The organism is Arthrobacter sp. P4_F10, assembly GCF_056401435.1.
On record NZ_JBFUJJ010000006.1, the window covers coordinates 118,026 to 134,644 of the forward strand.

17 protein-coding genes and 1 tRNA gene are annotated in these 16,619 nt (G+C 68.3%); 15 read left to right on the forward strand and 3 right to left on the reverse strand.

From position 1 onward, the window contains the following. The first annotated feature begins 4 nt into the window (after positions 1-4). The 7 genes from AC1DR1_RS09510 to AC1DR1_RS09540 all read left to right on the forward strand — a co-directional run bounded on the left by AC1DR1_RS09510 (position 5) and on the right by AC1DR1_RS09540 (position 7,496). Entirely contained in the window at positions 5-2,044 is a 2,040-nt protein-coding gene (locus AC1DR1_RS09510) for a bifunctional aldolase/short-chain dehydrogenase (RefSeq protein ID WP_476966892.1), read from the forward strand. 11 nt (positions 2,045-2,055) lie between these two features. Next, complete coding sequence (locus AC1DR1_RS09515) at positions 2,056-3,570, forward strand: rhamnulokinase (protein WP_229994848.1); 1,515 nt, start codon at positions 2,056-2,058, stop codon at positions 3,568-3,570. Beyond that, positions 3,567-4,370, forward strand: coding sequence for a (Fe-S)-binding protein (locus AC1DR1_RS09520; protein ID WP_229994834.1), 804 nt, complete (start codon positions 3,567-3,569; stop codon positions 4,368-4,370). Before AC1DR1_RS09515 ends, AC1DR1_RS09520 begins: the two co-directional genes overlap by 4 nt. Then, the gene (locus tag AC1DR1_RS09525; protein ID WP_229994833.1) at positions 4,367-5,950 is read left to right on the forward strand and encodes a LutB/LldF family L-lactate oxidation iron-sulfur protein; all 1,584 of its coding nucleotides are present in this window, start codon (positions 4,367-4,369) and stop codon (positions 5,948-5,950) included. The genes AC1DR1_RS09520 and AC1DR1_RS09525 overlap by 4 nt, the downstream gene beginning before the upstream one ends. Beyond that, positions 5,947-6,585: a LutC/YkgG family protein gene (locus tag AC1DR1_RS09530; RefSeq protein WP_229994832.1), complete on the forward strand. Its 639-nt coding sequence runs from the start codon at positions 5,947-5,949 to the stop codon at positions 6,583-6,585. The genes AC1DR1_RS09525 and AC1DR1_RS09530 overlap by 4 nt, the downstream gene beginning before the upstream one ends. A 190-nt stretch (positions 6,586-6,775) precedes the next feature. Then, positions 6,776-7,006 (forward strand): hypothetical protein, encoded by a 231-nt coding sequence (locus tag AC1DR1_RS09535; RefSeq protein ID WP_476992517.1) that lies wholly within the window; start codon positions 6,776-6,778, stop codon positions 7,004-7,006. Positions 7,007-7,310: 304 nt separating this feature from the next. Next, positions 7,311-7,496, forward strand: a complete 186-nt coding sequence (locus AC1DR1_RS09540; RefSeq protein WP_229994830.1) for a hypothetical protein — start codon at positions 7,311-7,313, stop codon at positions 7,494-7,496. 654 nt (positions 7,497-8,150) lie between these two features. Here AC1DR1_RS09540 and AC1DR1_RS09545 read toward each other — a convergent pair. Further along, complete coding sequence (locus tag AC1DR1_RS09545; RefSeq protein WP_229994829.1) at positions 8,151-8,624, reverse strand: hypothetical protein; 474 nt, start codon at positions 8,622-8,624, stop codon at positions 8,151-8,153. Positions 8,625-9,020: 396 nt separating this feature from the next. Further along, positions 9,021-9,110, reverse strand: a tRNA-Ser gene (locus AC1DR1_RS09550). 127 nt (positions 9,111-9,237) lie between these two features. Between AC1DR1_RS09550 and AC1DR1_RS09555 the strand changes: the two genes are divergently transcribed. Genes AC1DR1_RS09555 through AC1DR1_RS09570 form a run of 4 tightly spaced genes read left to right on the forward strand, consistent with a single transcriptional unit; the run spans position 9,238 to position 13,253 of the window. Beyond that, positions 9,238-10,290 (forward strand): dehydrogenase, encoded by a 1,053-nt coding sequence (locus AC1DR1_RS09555; RefSeq protein WP_229994828.1) that lies wholly within the window; start codon positions 9,238-9,240, stop codon positions 10,288-10,290. A 3-nt stretch (positions 10,291-10,293) separates the two neighbouring features. Continuing rightward, a complete protein-coding gene (locus AC1DR1_RS09560; protein ID WP_229994827.1) occupies positions 10,294-10,692 on the forward strand; it encodes a 6-pyruvoyl trahydropterin synthase family protein in 399 nt (132 codons plus the stop codon). 9 nt (positions 10,693-10,701) lie between these two features. Beyond that, the gene (locus tag AC1DR1_RS09565) at positions 10,702-11,913 is read left to right on the forward strand and encodes a glycosyltransferase family 4 protein (protein ID WP_229994826.1); all 1,212 of its coding nucleotides are present in this window, start codon (positions 10,702-10,704) and stop codon (positions 11,911-11,913) included. A 35-nt stretch (positions 11,914-11,948) separates the two neighbouring features. Then, a complete protein-coding gene (locus AC1DR1_RS09570) occupies positions 11,949-13,253 on the forward strand; it encodes a DNA glycosylase AlkZ-like family protein (RefSeq protein WP_476992518.1) in 1,305 nt (434 codons plus the stop codon). A 10-nt stretch (positions 13,254-13,263) separates the two neighbouring features. On the opposite strand, the gene AC1DR1_RS09575 is transcribed toward AC1DR1_RS09570, so the two are convergent. Further along, positions 13,264-13,764, reverse strand: a complete 501-nt coding sequence (locus tag AC1DR1_RS09575; RefSeq protein ID WP_229994824.1) for a nucleoside deaminase — start codon at positions 13,762-13,764, stop codon at positions 13,264-13,266. A 90-nt stretch (positions 13,765-13,854) separates the two neighbouring features. Between AC1DR1_RS09575 and AC1DR1_RS09580 the strand changes: the two genes are divergently transcribed. The 4 genes from AC1DR1_RS09580 (at position 13,855) to AC1DR1_RS09595 (ending at position 16,571) form a co-directional block, all read left to right on the forward strand. Continuing rightward, on the forward strand, positions 13,855-14,718 hold the full coding sequence (locus AC1DR1_RS09580; RefSeq protein ID WP_229994823.1) for a phosphatase PAP2 family protein: 864 nt from the start codon (positions 13,855-13,857) through the stop codon (positions 14,716-14,718). Positions 14,719-14,730: 12 nt separating this feature from the next. Then, positions 14,731-15,366 carry a uracil phosphoribosyltransferase gene (upp, locus tag AC1DR1_RS09585; protein ID WP_229994822.1) on the forward strand — a complete coding sequence of 212 codons (636 nt, stop codon included), beginning with the start codon at positions 14,731-14,733 and terminating at the stop codon, positions 15,364-15,366. Between the two features lie 57 nt (positions 15,367-15,423). Continuing rightward, positions 15,424-15,801 carry a glyoxalase superfamily protein gene (locus AC1DR1_RS09590; RefSeq protein ID WP_229994821.1) on the forward strand — a complete coding sequence of 126 codons (378 nt, stop codon included), beginning with the start codon at positions 15,424-15,426 and terminating at the stop codon, positions 15,799-15,801. 89 nt (positions 15,802-15,890) lie between these two features. Then, entirely contained in the window at positions 15,891-16,571 is a 681-nt protein-coding gene (locus tag AC1DR1_RS09595) for an HAD-IA family hydrolase (RefSeq protein WP_229994820.1), read from the forward strand. The last annotated feature ends 48 nt before the right edge of the window (positions 16,572-16,619 follow it).

The window sequence follows — 16,619 nt, forward strand, 5'->3', positions numbered from 1 at the left end:
AGTTATGACTGAGAACAAGACTGTTGAAGAACTGATTGCCCGTTCCAACCGCCTCGGCGCGGACAAGCGGAACACCAACTTCGCCGGCGGTAACACCTCGGCCAAGGGCACCGAAAAGGACCCCGTGACCGGCGAGGACGTCGAACTCCTGTGGGTCAAGGGCTCCGGCGGCGACCTCGGCACACTGAAGGCCGGAGGCCTTGCCGTGCTGCGGCTGGACCGGCTGCAGGCGCTGAAAAACGTGTACCCCGGCGTCGAGCGCGAAGACGAGATGGTGGCCGCATTCGACTACTGCCTGTTCGGCTTGGGCGGCGCCGCGCCGTCGATCGACACCGCCATGCACGGCCTGGTCGATGCCGCGCACGTGGACCACCTGCACCCGGACTCCGGGATCGCCATTGCCACGGCGGCCGACGGCGAGGCGCTCACCAAGGAGATCTTCGGCGAGAAGGTCGCGTGGGTGCCGTGGCGGCGCCCCGGGTTCCAGCTGGGCCTGGACATCGCCGCGATCAAGGACGCGAACCCGCACGCGGTCGGCACCATCCTCGGCGGACATGGCATCACGGCCTGGGGCGCCACCAGCGAGGAAGCCGAGGCCAACTCGCTGTGGATCATCGAACAGGCCGAGCAGTACATCAAGGACCACGGCCGGGCCGAACCGTTCGGGCCGAAGCTGCCCGGCTACGCTGCCCTCCCGGAAACCGAGCGGCGGGCGAAGGCGGCCGCCCTGGCGCCCGTGATCCGCGGACTCGCCTCGACGGACAAGCCGCAGCTGGGGCACTTCAGCGACGACCCAGCCGTCCTGGAGTTCCTCGAAGCCGCCGAGCACCCGCGGCTCGGCGCCCTGGGCACGTCCTGCCCGGACCACTTCCTGCGCACCAAGGTCAAGCCGCTGGTCCTGGACCTGCCCGCCGACGCCCCGGTCGAGGACTCGATCGCCCGGCTGAAGGAACTCCACGCCGCCTACCGCGAGGACTACCAGGAGTACTACGACCGGCACGCGACCCCTGAGAGCCCCGCCCTGCGCGGCGCGGACCCGGCGATCGTCTTGGTGCCCGGGGTGGGCATGTTCTCCTTCGGGGCGAACAAGCAGACCGCCCGGGTGGCGGGGGAGTTCTACCTCAACGCCATCAATGTCATGCGCGGCGCCGAGGCCGTCTCCAGCTACGCCCCGATCGAGGAATCTGAGAAGTTCCGGATCGAGTACTGGGCCCTGGAAGAGGCCAAGCTGGCCCGGATGCCCAAGCCGAAATCCCACGCCGGCCGGATCGCCCTGGTGACCGGGGCGGCGTCGGGGATCGGCAAGGCGATCGCCACCCGTTTCGCCGCCGACGGCGCGTGCGTGGTCATCGCGGACCTGAACCTGGACAACGCCCGCGCGGTGGCCGCGGAACTCGGCGGCCCCGACGTCGCGATCGGCGTCCAGGCCGATGTCACCGACGAGGCCCAGATCGCCGCGGCCATCCAGGAAGCCGTCCTGGCCTTCGGCGGCCTGGACCTGGTGGTCAACAATGCCGGACTCTCCATCTCGAAGCCGCTCCTGGAAACCACGGAGAAGGACTGGGACCTTCAGCACAACGTCATGGCCAAGGGCTCGTTCCTGGTGGCCAAGGCCGCCGCGCAGGTGATGATCGGCCAGGAAATGGGCGGGGACATCATCTACATCTCCTCCAAGAACTCCGTGTTCGCGGGCCCGAACAACATCGCCTACTCCGCCACCAAGGCAGACCAGGCCCACCAGGTCCGGCTCCTCGCCGCGGAACTGGGCGAGTACGGCATCCGGGTCAACGGCATCAACCCCGACGGCGTGGTCCGCGGCTCCGGGATCTTCGCCGGCGGCTGGGGCGCCAAGCGCGCCGCCGTCTACGGCGTGCAGGAAGAGGAGCTGGGCAAGTACTACGCCCAGCGCACCCTGCTCAAGCGCGAAGTCCTGCCCGAAAACGTGGCCAACGCCGCCGCCGTGCTCACCGGCAGCGAGCTCTCCCACACCACCGGGCTCCACATCCCCGTGGACGCCGGCGTGGCCGCGGCCTTCCTGCGATGAGCCTTCCTGCGATGGGCACCGTGCCACCAGCGGATACGGCACCAGCCAGCGGCGGCCTGTTCGCCGCCGTCGACATCGGCGCCTCCTCTGGCCGCGTCATCCTGGGCCGGGTCACGGGTAGTCCCGGTGGGACGAGGGCCGAGCTGGAGACGGTGCACCGCTTCCCCAACGGCGTCAAGGAGCTCGACGGCGGCCTCCGCTGGGACTTCGACGCGCTGTTCGCCGAGGTCCTCACCGGGCTCGCGGCCGCCGCCACGGCGGCCGCGGCCCGCGGCGAGCGCATCGCCAGCATCGGGATCGACACGTGGGCCGTGGACTACGGGCTGGTCAACGCCGCCGGCGAGCTCGTCGCCTCGCCGTTCAGCTACCGCGATGACCGGTCCCGGGCCGCCGTCGCCCCGGTCCACCAGGAACTCGATCCGGCCCGGCTCTACGCCACCACGGGGCTGCAGTTCCTGCCGTTCAACACCATCTACCAGCTCGCCACCGAGCCCGCACTGGAGGGGCTGCAGGCGCTGCTGATCCCTGACCTCATCGGGTTCCTGCTGACCGGCCGGCGCCGCACCGAGGCCACCAACGCCTCCACCACCGGGCTCTTCGACGCCGTCGCGGGGGAGTGGGCCACGGAGTTCCTGGCCGCCCTGGGCCTGCCCAAGCACCTGTTCCCGCCGCTGATCCAGCCCGGCGAGACCCTCGGCACCCTGCTGCCGGAGATCGCGGAACGGACCGGCCTGCCCGCTGCCACGGAAGTGGTGGCCGTGGGCTCGCACGACACCGCCTCGGCCGTCGCTGCCGTACCCGCGGGCGCCGGAGGTGATGAGGAGAAATTCGCCTACATCTCCTCGGGCACGTGGTCCCTGGTCGGTGTCGAACTCTCCCATCCGGTCCTGACCGAGGCCAGCCGGGCCGCGAACTTCACCAACGAACGCGGCGTGGACGGCACCATCCGCTACCTGCGCAACGTCGGCGGCCTCTGGTTGCTCAGCGAATGCCAGCGCGCCTGGGCCGCCGAAGGCTACCGGCCCGGACTTGAGGAACTGCTCGACGCAGCCGCAACTCTTCCTCCCGGCGGTCCCGTCATCAACGCCAACGATTCGTACTTTATCGCCCCCGACAACATGCCCGAACGGATCCGGGCCGCGGTCCGCAACACCGGCGCGGTCCTCCCGGAGCATCCCGCGCACATCGTGCGCTGCATCCTGGACAGCCTCGCCGCCGGCTACGCCCGGACCATCGCCGACGCCGAACGGCTCGCGGACGTCCGGGCCGGCGTCGTGCACATTGTGGGCGGCGGATCCCAGAACCGGCTCCTGTGCCAGCTCACCGCCGACGCGACCGGCAAGCCCGTCCTGTCCGGTCCGGTCGAAGCCACGGCCCTGGGCAACGTCCTGGTTCAGGCCCGCGCCGCCGGCGTGCTCGGCGGCGGCCTGGGCGAGCTGCGCGCCGTGGTGCGCGCCTCCCAGCAGCCGGCGGAGTACGTGCCCTCAACTGTGGCGGAACACCAGAGGGCCGGAGGTGCCCGGTGAAGATCGCACTCTTCGCCACGTGCATCGTGGACGCCATGTACCCGGCCACGGCGCGCGCCACCGTGTCCATCCTCGAACGCCTCGGCCACGAGGTCATCTTCCCCGCCGGGCAGGCCTGCTGCGGGCAGATGCACGTCAACAGCGGCTACTTCCGGGAGGCGCTGCCCGTCGTCGCCAACCATGTGAAGGCATTCGAAGAAGACGAGTACGACGTCGCCGTCGCACCGTCCGGTTCCTGCGTCGCCTCCGTGAAGCACCAGCACCCCATGGTTGCCCGCCGCTGCGGGGACGCCGGGCTGGAAGCCCGGGCAGCGGCCGTCGGACATAAGACCTACGAGCTCTCCCAGCTCCTGGTCGATGTCCTCGGCGTCACGGACGCCGCGGCACAGCTGGGCTCCTACTTCCCGCACCGGATCACCTACCACCCCAGCTGCCACGGCATGCGGCTTCTCCGGCTCGGCGACCGGCAGCTGGACCTGCTGCGCTCGGTGGCAGGCATCGAGGTGGCCGAGCTGCCCGAGGCCGAGCAGTGCTGCGGCTTCGGCGGAACCTTCTCGATGAAGAACGCGGACGTGTCCTCGGCGATGCTCGCGGACAAGACCGCCAACATCTGCGGCACCGGCGCGGATCTCTGCGCCGGGGGTGACGCCTCCTGCCTCCTGCATATCGGCGGTGGCCTGTCCCGCCAGGGCAGCGGCGTCACCACGATGCACTTCGCCGAGATCCTGGCCAGCACCCTCGAGAATCCCGCCGCCGTCACCGGCGACGTCCGCCTCACCACCGGAAGGACCGCACGATGAGCGGCACATTCCTGGGGATGCCGTCCCTGCCCGTCTTCGGCATCGGCAACCTGCACGAGCACGAGCCCTTCCCGAAGGCCGCCCGCCGCGAACTCGGCAACACCCAGCTGCGGGCAAACCTCGGCCACGCCACCCGGACCATCCGGGACAAGCGGCTGGCCGTCGTGTCCGAGCTCCCCGACTGGGAGGAGCTGCGCGAGGCCGGCCGGGCGATCAAGGAATCCGTCATGGCGCGGCTGCCGGAGCTGCTGGAGCAATTCGAGGCGAACTTCACCGCCCGCGGCGGGACCATCCACTGGGCCCGCGACGCCGGCGAAGCCAACGCGATTGTCGCTTCCCTCATCCGGGAGCAGGGCGCCGACGAGGTGGTCAAGGTCAAGTCCATGGCCACCCAGGAGATTGGCCTCAACGAGTACCTCGAGGAACAGGGGATCGCGGCGTTCGAGACCGACCTCGCCGAGCTCATCGTCCAGCTGGACCACGACAAGCCCAGCCACATCCTGGTCCCGGCGATCCACAAGAACCGCAGCCAGGTCCGGGACATCTTCCTGCGCGAAATGGAGGGCGTCGACCCGGAGCTGACCAACGAGCCGGCCCGGCTCGCCGCGGCCGCCCGGGCCCACCTGCGCCGCAAGTTCCTCAGCGCCAAGGTGGCCGTGTCCGGCGCGAACTTCGCCCTCGCCGACTCCGGCACACTCGCCGTCGTCGAATCCGAAGGCAACGGACGCATGTGCCTGACGCTGCCCGAAACCCTCATCACCGTCATGGGCGTGGAGAAGCTGCTGCCGGCGTGGGAGGACCTAGAGGTGTTCATGCAGCTGCTCCCGCGCTCCTCCACCGGCGAGCGGATGAACCCCTACACCTCGCTGTGGACCGGCGTCACGCCCGACGACGGGCCGCAGAACGTCCACCTGGTCCTGCTGGACAACGGGCGCAGCGCCGCCCTGGCCGACGAGATGGGCCGCTCAGCCCTGCACTGCATCCGCTGCAGCGCCTGCATGAACGTCTGCCCCGTCTATGAGCGCACCGGCGGGCACGCCTACGGATCCACCTACCCGGGACCGATCGGCGCCATCCTGTCACCGCTGCTGACCGGGATCACGGCGGAGGAGAACAACTCGCTGCCGTACGCCTCGTCCCTGTGTGGGGCCTGCTATGACGCCTGCCCGGTGAAGATCAACATCCCGGACATCCTGGTGCACCTGCGCGGTGAGGACGTGGACAGCAAACGGGGCAAGCGCGGGAAACGCGGGAGGGAGCGCCTGCCGAGCCAGATGGACCTGGGCATGAAGGCTGCCTCCTGGGCGCTGTCCTCTGGAAAGAACCTTGGCCTGGTCGAGAAGGCGCTGCCCCTGGGCCGGATCGCCGCCGGACCGGATAAGAAAATCACCAAACTGCCGGGCATCGCCGCCGGCTGGACCCAGAGCCGGGACATCCCCGCGCCGCCGGCACAGTCCTTCCGGCAGTGGTGGGACAAGGAACATCGGGCCCCGGCCGCCCCGACGGACCCAACCGGCACGGGCGACGCCGGTACTGGGAACGCCGGCACAGGATCCGCCGGTACAGAGGAGAACCCGTGAACGCGCGCGAAGAAATACTCGACCGGATCCGCTCGGCCCTCCGCGACGCCCCGGCCGTACCGGACGTGCCGCGCGACTACCGCCGCAGCTCCACCCTGGGCGAGGAAGAGCTCATCGAGCTGCTGACGGACCGGTTGGTCGACTACAAGGCGAACGTCTTCATCGAGGAGGCAGCCGCGGTGCCGCAGCGGCTCGCCGTGCTGCTCGAAGGCGCCGGCCGCTACGCCATTCCGCACGGCCTCGACCAGGCGCTGTTCGCTGAGGCGGACGCGCGCGACGGCGGCTCCCGCCGCGTCACCGACGCGCCCGGGCACCGGCTCAGCGTCGAGGAACTGGACAGGGTGGACGCCGTCGTCACCGGCAGCGCCGTGGCGGTCGCCGAAACCGGCACCATCGTCCTGGACGCAAGCCCGGACCAGGGCCGCCGGGTCATCAGCCTCGTCCCGGACCGCCACATCTGCATCGTGCGGGCCCGGGATATCACGGCGATCCTGCCGGAGGCCCTCCGCCGGCTCGACGGCACCCGCCCGCAGACCTGGATCAGCGGCCCCAGCGCCACAAGCGACATCGAACTCGAACGCGTCGAAGGCGTCCACGGACCGCGGACCCTGGACGTGGTGATCGTGCGCGGGTAGGGCGGTCTGTGTCGGTGACCAGCCCTGCTTCCCATGCAAACAAAGGGAAGCAGGGCTTTCCTGTTTGGCATGACGCGTCCTGGGGGAGTGCGGCAAACTCGATCATCCAGACGATACTCATGGTCTTCTCAGCCGGAAGTTGAACCATGGAAGCATGTACTTAGTCGATCCCAGAGCCTATGCACAGCACTTGATGCACCCTGGCACGTGGTTCCACAAGACGAGCCGCAGGCACGGGACCGCCCGGGACCGGCAGCCCACGCACTCCCGGCTGGACTATCTCGAGGCTGGCATGACGGGAACCGTCAGCACCGCCTACACGCGACGCAGGGCCAAGGAACTCGAGCAGGCATTCCGCAACGGAGACGTTTCCTACGAAGAAGCGTGCCTGGAGATGGAGCAACTCGACGGAGGGGTCTGAACGCTTGCCCGCGCTCGCCAGAACCGCACGTTTCCTCCGGTGCCGAACCTGTCGGGCAGATCAGGGCGGTTGTGGGCCCTCCATTCGCCCTGATCTGCCCCACAGCACTTCTCATCACCCTGGATCACGTCAATTCACGGTGGATTCCCAGATCGAGATATCCGCCGGAATGGTCACAGCTGCTCTGACGGAAGTGTCCGCGATGGTCACGGCTAAACGCCAGGACGAGGGTCCGCTACGATGACGCTATGAGCGCGCACCAACGCTAGCCCATTCGGGGCCGGCGACAATGGAAAGGCATTCCATGATGAAGCGCGCTCTGCCACATGCACTGTTCTATGTCTTCGGACACCGTGTCTGCTGTGGCACCATTCCTAGCTGGACCGCCCACGTCGGCCAGAAGTGGGACACCTTTGATGTCGCACCCTACAACCTCTACAACGTCATCTGGCGCGCTCAGAACTGGGTCTTGCAGAACTGCGACGACTAACCGATTCAGAGCGTTCTACCGGCGTAGGAACTGCTCCGGCACCTGTCATAGGTCCGGGGCTTTTCCTTGCCGCCAATTTAGCGCGGCTGTGCTGTTTCCCGTCCATGCCCGCACTTGTCGTAGCGGGCGGCGACGCTCGACGGAGCTGCGCGTTTTTGCCCGTGCCGAATCTGTCGGGCAGATCAGGGCGAATGCGGGCCCTCTATTCGCCCTGATCTGCCCCACAGCCGAACAACGCCCCGGCAGGCAAAGCAAAAGGCCCTGCTTCCCTTAGTTTGTAAGGGAAGCAGGGCCTTTTTATATGGTGGTGACGGTGGGATTTGAAACCTCTCCCGCGTCAGCACTGGCAAGGAAAACCGCTAGAATCCGGGGAATTACATCACCTGAGATCACGGCAATTCACACTAGATGTGCCCAAAGTGTGCCCGCCGGCGTCTAGTGGCAGTGGCAAGTGCAGTAGGGCGCAGGATCCCAAAACTCGTAGTCGGGCTCTAGCTCCTCGAATGGCGATCGGGCAGGGACTGCCAACAACTCATCTAGCATCCGACTCGTTGCCTCAACATCTCGCTTCACCACGCCTGGCACGATAGCCACCAGGAACGACAAACCCCCGCCAGTCGCGATGACTGGCGGGGGTTTCTCTGTGCGTGGTGGTTAGCGGACTATGTACGTCCGGCTGAACCGATAGCTGACCTTGCCGTTCAATGTGCCCTTGACGCGGACGACGTACTTATCGCCTTTGCCTTCCCATGCCTTGTGGGTGTCATGGTAACCGCCCGCGAAAATTTTACCGTTCAAGAACCAGCGGTATTCCAGCTTGGTGCCCGTGGGCCAGCCGTACTTATTCGCCCGCAGGACTGTTCCTGCGGTGACGTACACGGTAGATACACCGGCTGTGCAACTCGCGGTAGTTTCTGCACATGACGAGGGGCAGAAATTGAATTCCGGTGCACAGGTTGCGGCGCTCGCCGGGGCCGCCGCGGTGAGCGCTCCTGCTCCCAGGGCAACGGAAAGGACGGCAGCGGCTGCCGCTTTACGGAAGATCGATCGTTTCAATGCTGGCACGGTTCCCCGCACCTCCTGTCGGTGGTTGGCAGATAGTTTTTGGCTGCTGAACGCTTCCGACATACACCGTCTAAGGCGCCCCCAAGCATGAGTATAACCACACGGGCAACACTGGCATCAAGGGTGCCCGGCCTAGGCAGGCAGGAATCCGGGCGACCTGTTTGCCCAGCGGATGCCGCGCAGGTGTTCGGGGCACCGCCGGTATTCCTCAACGTCCCAGCCGGAATCAGTCACGCGCTCCACGTTGCCGGCAGGGATCCAAGCCCAATGCGCGTGCCGGCCATCGTCAGCCCAGCTCACAAGAATGTACGAGGGATTCCAGCGCTCCGCGACGGCAGACGCTCTAGATCACGCCGTATCTCTGGCGAATGTGCCCAAAATGTGCCCACCGGCCTAAATTGGGCAAAACAAAAGGCCCCGCTTCCCTTTGTTTATAAGGGGAGCAGGGCCTTTCTCATTTGGCGGTGACGGTGGGATTTGAACCCACGTTGGCTTTTACACCAAACAACATTTCGAGTGTTGCACCTTCGGCCGCTCGGACACGTCACCAACCTGACTAGGGTACCGGAGCAAGGCGCCCATCCACAAAACGAGCCACAACGGCACCCGCACCATGCAGCAAACGCGCGCGGCGCCCTTCCCCGCGAACAGCGCGGGCACTAGATTCGTAAGCACAATGACTACTTCTGAACGGCAGGCCACGGCCACCGCCTACTGGACCGTCGGCCCGGAACAAGGCGAGCTCCGCAGCGAGGACCTGCCCGCACCCGGCCCCGGGGAGGCGCTGGTCCGGACCCTGTATTCGGGCATCAGCAAGGGCACCGAGCTGGTGGTCCACCACGCCAGCGTCCCGGCGTGCGTCGCCGGGGCCATGGCCGCCCCCAACCAGGAGGGGGACTTCCCGTACCCGGTGAAATTCGGCTATCTCACCGTGGGGGTGGTCGAGGACGGTCCGGAGGGCTGGGCGGGTAAGACCGTCTTCTGCCTCTACCCGCACCAGGACCGCTTCATCGTCCCGGTCGAATCACTCACGGTGATTCCCGACGGCGTCCCGGCCCGCCGCGCGGTGCTGACCGGCACGGTGGAAACCGCCATTAACGGAATCTGGGAGGCCGGGCCCCGCTTGGGCGACCGCGTCGCCGTGATCGGGGCCGGACTCGTCGGCGGCATGGTGGCCAGGCTCCTGGCCGGCTTTCCGCTGGCGCGGCTGCAGCTGATCGACGTCGACCCCGCCAAACGCGCGTTCGCAGACGCCCTCGGCGTCGACTTCAGCCACCCCGACGACGCCCTCCCGGACTGCGACATCGTGATCCACTGCTCGGCCTCGCAGGAAGGCCTGCAGCGAAGCCTGCAGTTGGTGGGCGACGACGGAGACATCATCGAAATGTCCTGGTACGCCGACCGGAAGATCTCCCTGCCGCTGGGGGAGGACTTCCATGCCCGCCGCCTGTCCATCCGGGCCAGCCAGGTGGGGATGGTGGCCCGCGCCCGCCGGCACCGCCGCACCAACGCCGAGCGCCTCGCGCTCGCCGTGTCCCTGCTGCAGGACCCGGTCTATGACGTCTTCCTGACCGGATCCTCGACGTTCGAGGAGCTCCCCGGCGCTGTCCAGCGGCTCGCCGACGGGACCCTGGACGCCCTCTGCCACGTCATCGAATACCCGTCCGCCAAAGTCTCTTTCACCCCAGACCCATCCGCCCCAGCCCAGCCCACCAAAGCCGCGAGGTAGCCCGTGTTCAGCCTGACAGTCCGCCGCAACTTCATGATCGCCCACAGCCTTCCGCGCGAAGCCTTCGGCCCAGCCCAGGGCCTGCACGGGGCCACGTTCGTCACGGAGGTGACCTTCCGCCGTCGTGAGCTCAATGACGATGCGATTGTGCTGGACATCGGCGCGGCGGGGGACGTGGTGGACAAAGTCCTCGAGGGGCTGAACTACAAAAACCTCGACGAGCACCCCGACTTCGTCGGCAAGCTGAGCACCACCGAGGCCCTCGCCCGGTACATCGCCGACGCCGTCGCCGCGCAGATCCGCGTCGGCAACGACGGGCGCGAGCTCGCCGGGCTGGACGTCACCCTGCGCGAAACCCCCGATGCCTGGGCCGGCTTCTCGCTGGACTTCGACGCCCGCTAGGCGCCGCAGATGCCGCCGGCCAGCCCCCGCCTCCGGCTTGTGGTGCCCGGCAACGTCCGGCACAACTCCGGCGGCAACGTCTACAACGCGGCGCTCGCCCGGGAACTGACCGCCCTCGGCGCCGTAGTGGAAACCTGCCCGCTCGACGGCGACTGGCCGGGAGGCAGCGCGGGGGACCGGCGGCGCCTGGCCCGGCTGCTGAATGCGGAGTCCACAAACCCGGGTTCCGCGACTGGGTCCGTGATGGTGGTCGATAGCCTCCTCGCCTGCGGTGCGCCCGACGAACTGGAGGAGGCCGCGGCCGCCGGGCAGCAGGTCTGGATCCTGCTGCACATGCCCTTGCCGGACAATTCCGAGCGCGAACGCAGGGCCCTGCAGGCCGCGGCCGGTGTCATCTGCACAAGCGGCTCGGCCGCGGCGGGCATCCGTGCCCGGCACGGCCTGGACGGCATCAGGGTGGCCCTGCCCGGTACTGCGCCCGCCCCGTTGGCGGCAGGCAGCCTGTCCGCCGGCGCCGGCGTGCCGCACATCATCGCCGTGGCCGCATTGCTGGAGAACAAGGACCAGTCGCTCCTGCTGGACGCGCTCGCCCGGCTCACGGATTTGCCCTGGACGGCGTCCCTCATCGGCTCGGATACCGCCCACCCGGCATATGCGGCGCAGCTCCGGAACTCCGTGGAATGTCTGGGCCTGGCTGGGCGGGTCAGCATCCCGGGCGAGCTCCGGGGCCCGGCGCTGGAGGCTGAATGGGACGCGGCCGATCTCAGCCTGCTGATTTCCCGGGCCGAAACCTACGGCCTGGTGGTCACCGAATCGCTGGCCCGCGGCATTCCCGTGGTGGTGCGCGAGGGGACCGGAGCCGTTGAGGCGCTCGGCGCCGGCAGCCGGCCGAGCGCGCCGGGGCCGGACAACCGGCCGGACAACCGACCGGTCAGCCGACCGGACGTGCCGGTACCGGATACGCCGCTGCCGGGTGCCGCCGTCGGGCTCGGAACGGACCCCGCCCCGCTGGCGGACCTGCTCCGCCGCTGGCTGGGCGACGAAGCACTCAGGGAACGCTGGCGGGACGCGGCAGCGGATGCACGGGGCCGGTTGCCCGGCTGGGACGCCACTGCCCGGACCGTTCTGGAGCTCCTGTCGACGGAATCGACGGAATCGACCGAATCCCCGGAAACCGGCGACACCGGGAAACCGGTGGCCCAGGTTGATACGGCTTCTTGATACCGCTGGCAGAGAAGCTGTTGGAGAATGAGCCCATGAGCAGCCACCCTGTCGCCACGCAATCGCCGTCGGTAGAAGAGCCCGTCAATCTGCCGGAGCCGCAGACCCTGACTCCGGAGCGGCTCCGGGCGTGGGCCTGGCACCGGCAGGGCCTGGACGGCTCGCTGGCCGGCTGCACGGCGGAGCAGGTTCTGGCCCGGGCGGGCTGGGCCCGGTCCGTGGGCGGCGCCAACCCCTACCTCACGCTCTTCGCCCGCGCCGGCATCCGCCGCGAACAGGTGGACGCCGACGTCCTCGCCCACCGGATCCTGGAACTCCCCGTCGCCCGCGGCTGCACCTACGTCCTGGGCCGGGACGACTTCGCCTGGGCGCTGAAGCTGGGCAAGGACGCCGCCGAAGCCATCCGGGTGCTCGGCCGGCTGGGCGTGGAACGGGGCGAAATCACGCTCCTGGAGGAGCAGGTGCTGCACGTGCTCGCCGAGGCGGAGGGACCGATGGATCCGCGCCAGCTCAAGGAAGAACTGGGCGACTCGGTCCGGAACCTCGGCGAGGAAGGCAAGAAGAAGGGCGCGACCACCACGCTGCCCACCGCCCTGGGGATCCTGCAGGCGCAGGGCAAGATCCGCCGCGTCCCGGCCAACGGCCGCCTGGATCAGCAGCGCTACGCCTACGAGCCCTGGGGCTTGGCGCCCAGCGGCCTCGACGACGACGCCGCGCGCACCGAGCTGGTCCGCCGCTACCTGGGCTGGACCGGGGGAGCCACCTTCAAGCAATCGCAGTGGTTCACGGGGTTCACCGTCGCGCAAAGTAAGGCGGCGCTCGCCGCCGTCGGCGCCATCGAGGTGTCCACCGCGCTGCCCGAGGCCGGGGGCGACCCGCTGTGGATGCTGCCCGCGGACGTCGGTCGCCTCGCCGCGTTCGAGGGGCCGGCGGGGGAACAGATCCAGCTGCTCGCCGGAACGGACTCCCTGTTCCTGCTGCGGCGCAACGCGGCGGACCTGCTCGCGGAGGAAGACCAGCACAGACCGGCGCTGGGATCTCTCGCGCTGCAGGCCGATCTCCCGGACCACCCAATCCTGGACCGCGGCAGGATCATCGGGCTCTGGCAGTACGATCCGGCCAAGGGGAGGATCGTGCCCTGGCTGTTCCATGGCCCCACGCCCGCCATCACGCAGCGGATCGCCGAGGTGGAAGCCTGGATCCGCGAGGACCTCGGTGATTTCCGGGCCTTCAGCCTGGACTCGCCGGCCTCCCGCCAGAAGCGGATCGACGCGCTCGCGGCTTCTGCCGTAGCGGCAGCGTCATCGGCCGCCGCGTCATCTGCCGACGGCGCAAGCTAGCCGGAACGGATCAGGCGCGGTGCCCGGCGAAGAAATCCCGCAGCAGCGCGGCGCACTCCTGCTCACGGACGCCTGCAACGACTTCCACCCAGTGGTTGAGCCGGCGCTCTCGGAGGATGTCGAACACGGAACCCGCGGCGCCGGCCTTCTCGTCCCAGGCACCGAACACCACCCGCGGAATCCTTGCGAGGACGATCGCACCCGCGCACATAGCGCACGGTTCCAGAGTCACCACCAGCGTGCAGTCCTCCAGCCGCCAGCCGTCGTCGCCCTTGCCTTCCTGGGCACGGTACGCCCGCAACCGCGCGGCGGCCTCCCGGATGGCGACCATCTCGGCATGGGCCGTCGGGTCCCCCAGGGCCTCGCGTTCGTTTCGCCCGGTGCCCAGCACGGAACCGTCCGGTCCGATCACGACGGCGCCGATCGGCACGTCCGCGGTGGCCAGCGCCTTCCGGGCCTCCGCCAGGGCAAGGCTCATCCATTGGGCATGGCGGGGCTCAGGGGCAGTCATGGGTCAATGATAGTTTCGATCCTAAGCATGCTGTTCAGCTCTGCTGTTCAGCCCCAGTAGTTTATGTAGTCAAGTAGTCGGGAGACGGCCGTGACCACCGGAACAGAGAACTGGTTGGCGCATCGCTGGGGCAAATGGGTGGTGCCCTACGCGGCGCTGTGGATCACGATGCTCGTAGGCGGCGTGGTGGTGGTGATCCTGGCGCTGGTGAGTGCCGAGGTCTACGACAACGTGGTGGACGACGCCGGCCTCGCGAACCTGGACAAGCCGGCCCTGGCGTTCATGGAACAGTTGCGCAGCCCCGGTCTGGACGCCTTTATCACCGGGTTCACCAACATCGGCGGCGGCATCGGGATGCCCATCCTGGGCAGCATCCTGACGGCGTTGCTGATCTTCACCTCCCGGAGCTGGCGGCCGCTGATCCTGATCGGCGGCGCGGCCGCCGCGTCGGTGACGGCCACAACCCTGGGCAAGAAAATGATCGGCCGCGTCCGCCCGGACCATGCCGACGCGGTGCCGCCCTACGAGACTTCGCCGTCGTTCCCGAGCGGTCACACGCTGAACACCACGGTGGTGATCGCGCTCGTGGTGTACCTGGCCTGCCTGCAGATCAAACGGACCAGCGCCCGGATCGGCCTGATCGCCGCTGGTGTGATCTTCATCGTCGCGATGGGCCTCAGCCGGGTCTATCTGGGCCATCACTGGCTCACCGACGTGATCGTCGGCTGGGTCATCGGGCTGGCCTGGGTGGGGATTGTGATCATGGCGCACCGGTTCTTCCATGCGCTGCGGCGCCGGGAACACGCCGGGGACGCGCCGACCTTCGAGCATCCCGCCCACCTCCATAACGGTGCCGCCGGCCGCGGTGATGGCGCCGCCAGCGCCGCTGCTCCGGCCGACGCGAACGACGCCGATACCCCCGGCACTGCGGGACGGTCCTCCGCCTCCGGGTGATAGTTTTGACCCATGCGCACTCTCGTTGTGGACCACCCGCTGGTCGCCCATAAGCTCACCGTTCTGCGGGACAAGAACACCCCGTCCCCGGTTTTCCGCCAGCTTACCGAGGAGCTTGTAACGCTCCTTGCCTACGAAGCCACGCGTGACGTCCGCACTGAACCGAAGACCATCGAGACGCCCGTCAGCACCACCATCGGAACTTACTTCACCAAGCCAACCCCTCTGGTGGTCCCGATTCTCCGGGCCGGGCTGGGCATGCTCGAGGGCATGACCAAGCTGGTACCCACCGCCGAGGTCGGCTTTCTGGGCATGGCCCGCGACGAAGAGACCCTGGACATCATCACGTACGCCGAGCGCCTCCCGGAGGACCTCACGGACCGGCAGATCTTCGTCCTCGATCCCATGCTGGCCACCGGCGGAACCCTGCGTGAGGCCATCAAGTTCCTCTTCAAGCGGGGCGCCTCCGACATCACGTGCATCTGCCTCCTCGCCGCCCCGGAGGGCCTGGCCAAGCTGGAGGAAGAGCTCTCCGACTCCGACGTGACAATCGTCCTGGCCTCGATCGACGAGAAGCTCAACGAGAAGTCCTACATCGTGCCCGGCCTGGGCGACGCTGGAGACCGCCTGTACGGCATCGCCGGCTAGGTCCAGTTCGCCGGGGGTCCCTTCCGCATTGCCGCGGTCCGCGCTAGCGTGTGCGCCATGGATTGGAAACTTGAACTCGTGTTTGTGCCGGTGTCCGATGTGGACCGGGCCAAGGATTTCTATGTCAACAAGGTGGGCTTCAACGCCGACTACGACGAGCGGCCCATGGACGGCATCCGGTTCGTCCAGCTGACGCCGCCGGGCTCCGGCTGCTCGATTGCCATCGGCGAGGGCCTCAACGACGCCCCGCCCGGTACGGCTCCCAGCCTGCAGCTTGTGGTCAGCGACATCCAGGCCGCGCACAAGCAGCTCAAGGACAACGGCGTGGACGTCAGCGACGTCGACGTCCAGGACTGGGGGCACTTCGTCCACTTCGCCGACCCCGACGGCAACAAGTGGGCCGTGCAGTACATCCCCAACCGGCCCAACGGCTGATCCAACCCGGCTGCCCGTGGCGGCTTCGCTGCGGGCCGCTGGGGGCCGTGCGCCAGGGGTGAGCCGGGGCCATGCGGCAGGATAGAGGCATGAGCCTTCCAGCCCGTTCCAGTACTGCCACCCTGACCGCCCGCGCCGTCCTGTTCGACATGGACGGCACGTTAGTGGATTCCACCAGCATCGTGGAGCAGGTATGGACCACATTTGCGGGGCGCTACGGACTGGATATCGGCGAGATCCTGCGCTCCTCCCATGGTGTCCGGGCCATGGACACGGTCCGCAGGTTCGCCCCGGCCGGTTCCGACATCCAAGCCCTCGCCGCCGAACTGGGGCGGATGGAGCTGGCCGAGACCCGAGGGATTGTTCCGGTGCCCGGCGCGCCGAAGCTGCTGGCGAGCCTGCCGCCGGATGCCGTAGCGCTCGTGACGAGCGCTTCCAGGGACCTGGCCGAGGTCCGGATGGCTGCTGCGGGGATCCGCGTCCCTGCCGTCTCGGTCTCGTCCGAGGACGTTAGCCAAGGCAAACCCCACCCTGAGGGATACCTCCGGGCGGCGTCCCTGCTAGGGGTTGCCCCGGCCGACGCGGTGGTATTCGAGGACGCCCCGGCGGGCATCGCCGCGGGAATCGCCGCCGGCATCCGGACCGTGGCGGTAGGGCCCAACGCCGGCGAACTGCCGGACGGTGTCTTCCACATTCCCGACTACTCCGGGGTCTGCGTGACCACCCACGTCACCGGCGCCGGCCTGCGCGCCCTGTCCTTCACCTTCTAGGCCGCCCTTCGCCACGCCGCCCGGCGTACCGGCAAGGCCCGGCCTTTC

Coding starts and splice junctions, on each gene's coding strand:
- AC1DR1_RS09510 (WP_476966892.1), top strand. CDS start 5: ATGACTGAGAACAAGACTGTTGAAGAACTGATTGCCCGTTCCAACCGC.
- AC1DR1_RS09515 (WP_229994848.1), top strand. CDS start 2,056: ATGGGCACCGTGCCACCAGCGGATACGGCACCAGCCAGCGGCGGCCTG.
- AC1DR1_RS09525 (WP_229994833.1), top strand. CDS start 4,367: ATGAGCGGCACATTCCTGGGGATGCCGTCCCTGCCCGTCTTCGGCATC.
- AC1DR1_RS09540 (WP_229994830.1), top strand. CDS start 7,311: ATGATGAAGCGCGCTCTGCCACATGCACTGTTCTATGTCTTCGGACAC.
- AC1DR1_RS09545 (WP_229994829.1), bottom strand. CDS start 8,624: ATGTCGGAAGCGTTCAGCAGCCAAAAACTATCTGCCAACCACCGACAG.
- AC1DR1_RS09555 (WP_229994828.1), top strand. CDS start 9,238: ATGACTACTTCTGAACGGCAGGCCACGGCCACCGCCTACTGGACCGTC.
- AC1DR1_RS09565 (WP_229994826.1), top strand. CDS start 10,702: ATGCCGCCGGCCAGCCCCCGCCTCCGGCTTGTGGTGCCCGGCAACGTC.
- AC1DR1_RS09570 (WP_476992518.1), top strand. CDS start 11,949: ATGAGCAGCCACCCTGTCGCCACGCAATCGCCGTCGGTAGAAGAGCCC.
- AC1DR1_RS09575 (WP_229994824.1), bottom strand. CDS start 13,764: ATGACTGCCCCTGAGCCCCGCCATGCCCAATGGATGAGCCTTGCCCTG.
- upp (WP_229994822.1), top strand. CDS start 14,731: ATGCGCACTCTCGTTGTGGACCACCCGCTGGTCGCCCATAAGCTCACC.
- AC1DR1_RS09590 (WP_229994821.1), top strand. CDS start 15,424: ATGGATTGGAAACTTGAACTCGTGTTTGTGCCGGTGTCCGATGTGGAC.
- AC1DR1_RS09595 (WP_229994820.1), top strand. CDS start 15,891: ATGAGCCTTCCAGCCCGTTCCAGTACTGCCACCCTGACCGCCCGCGCC.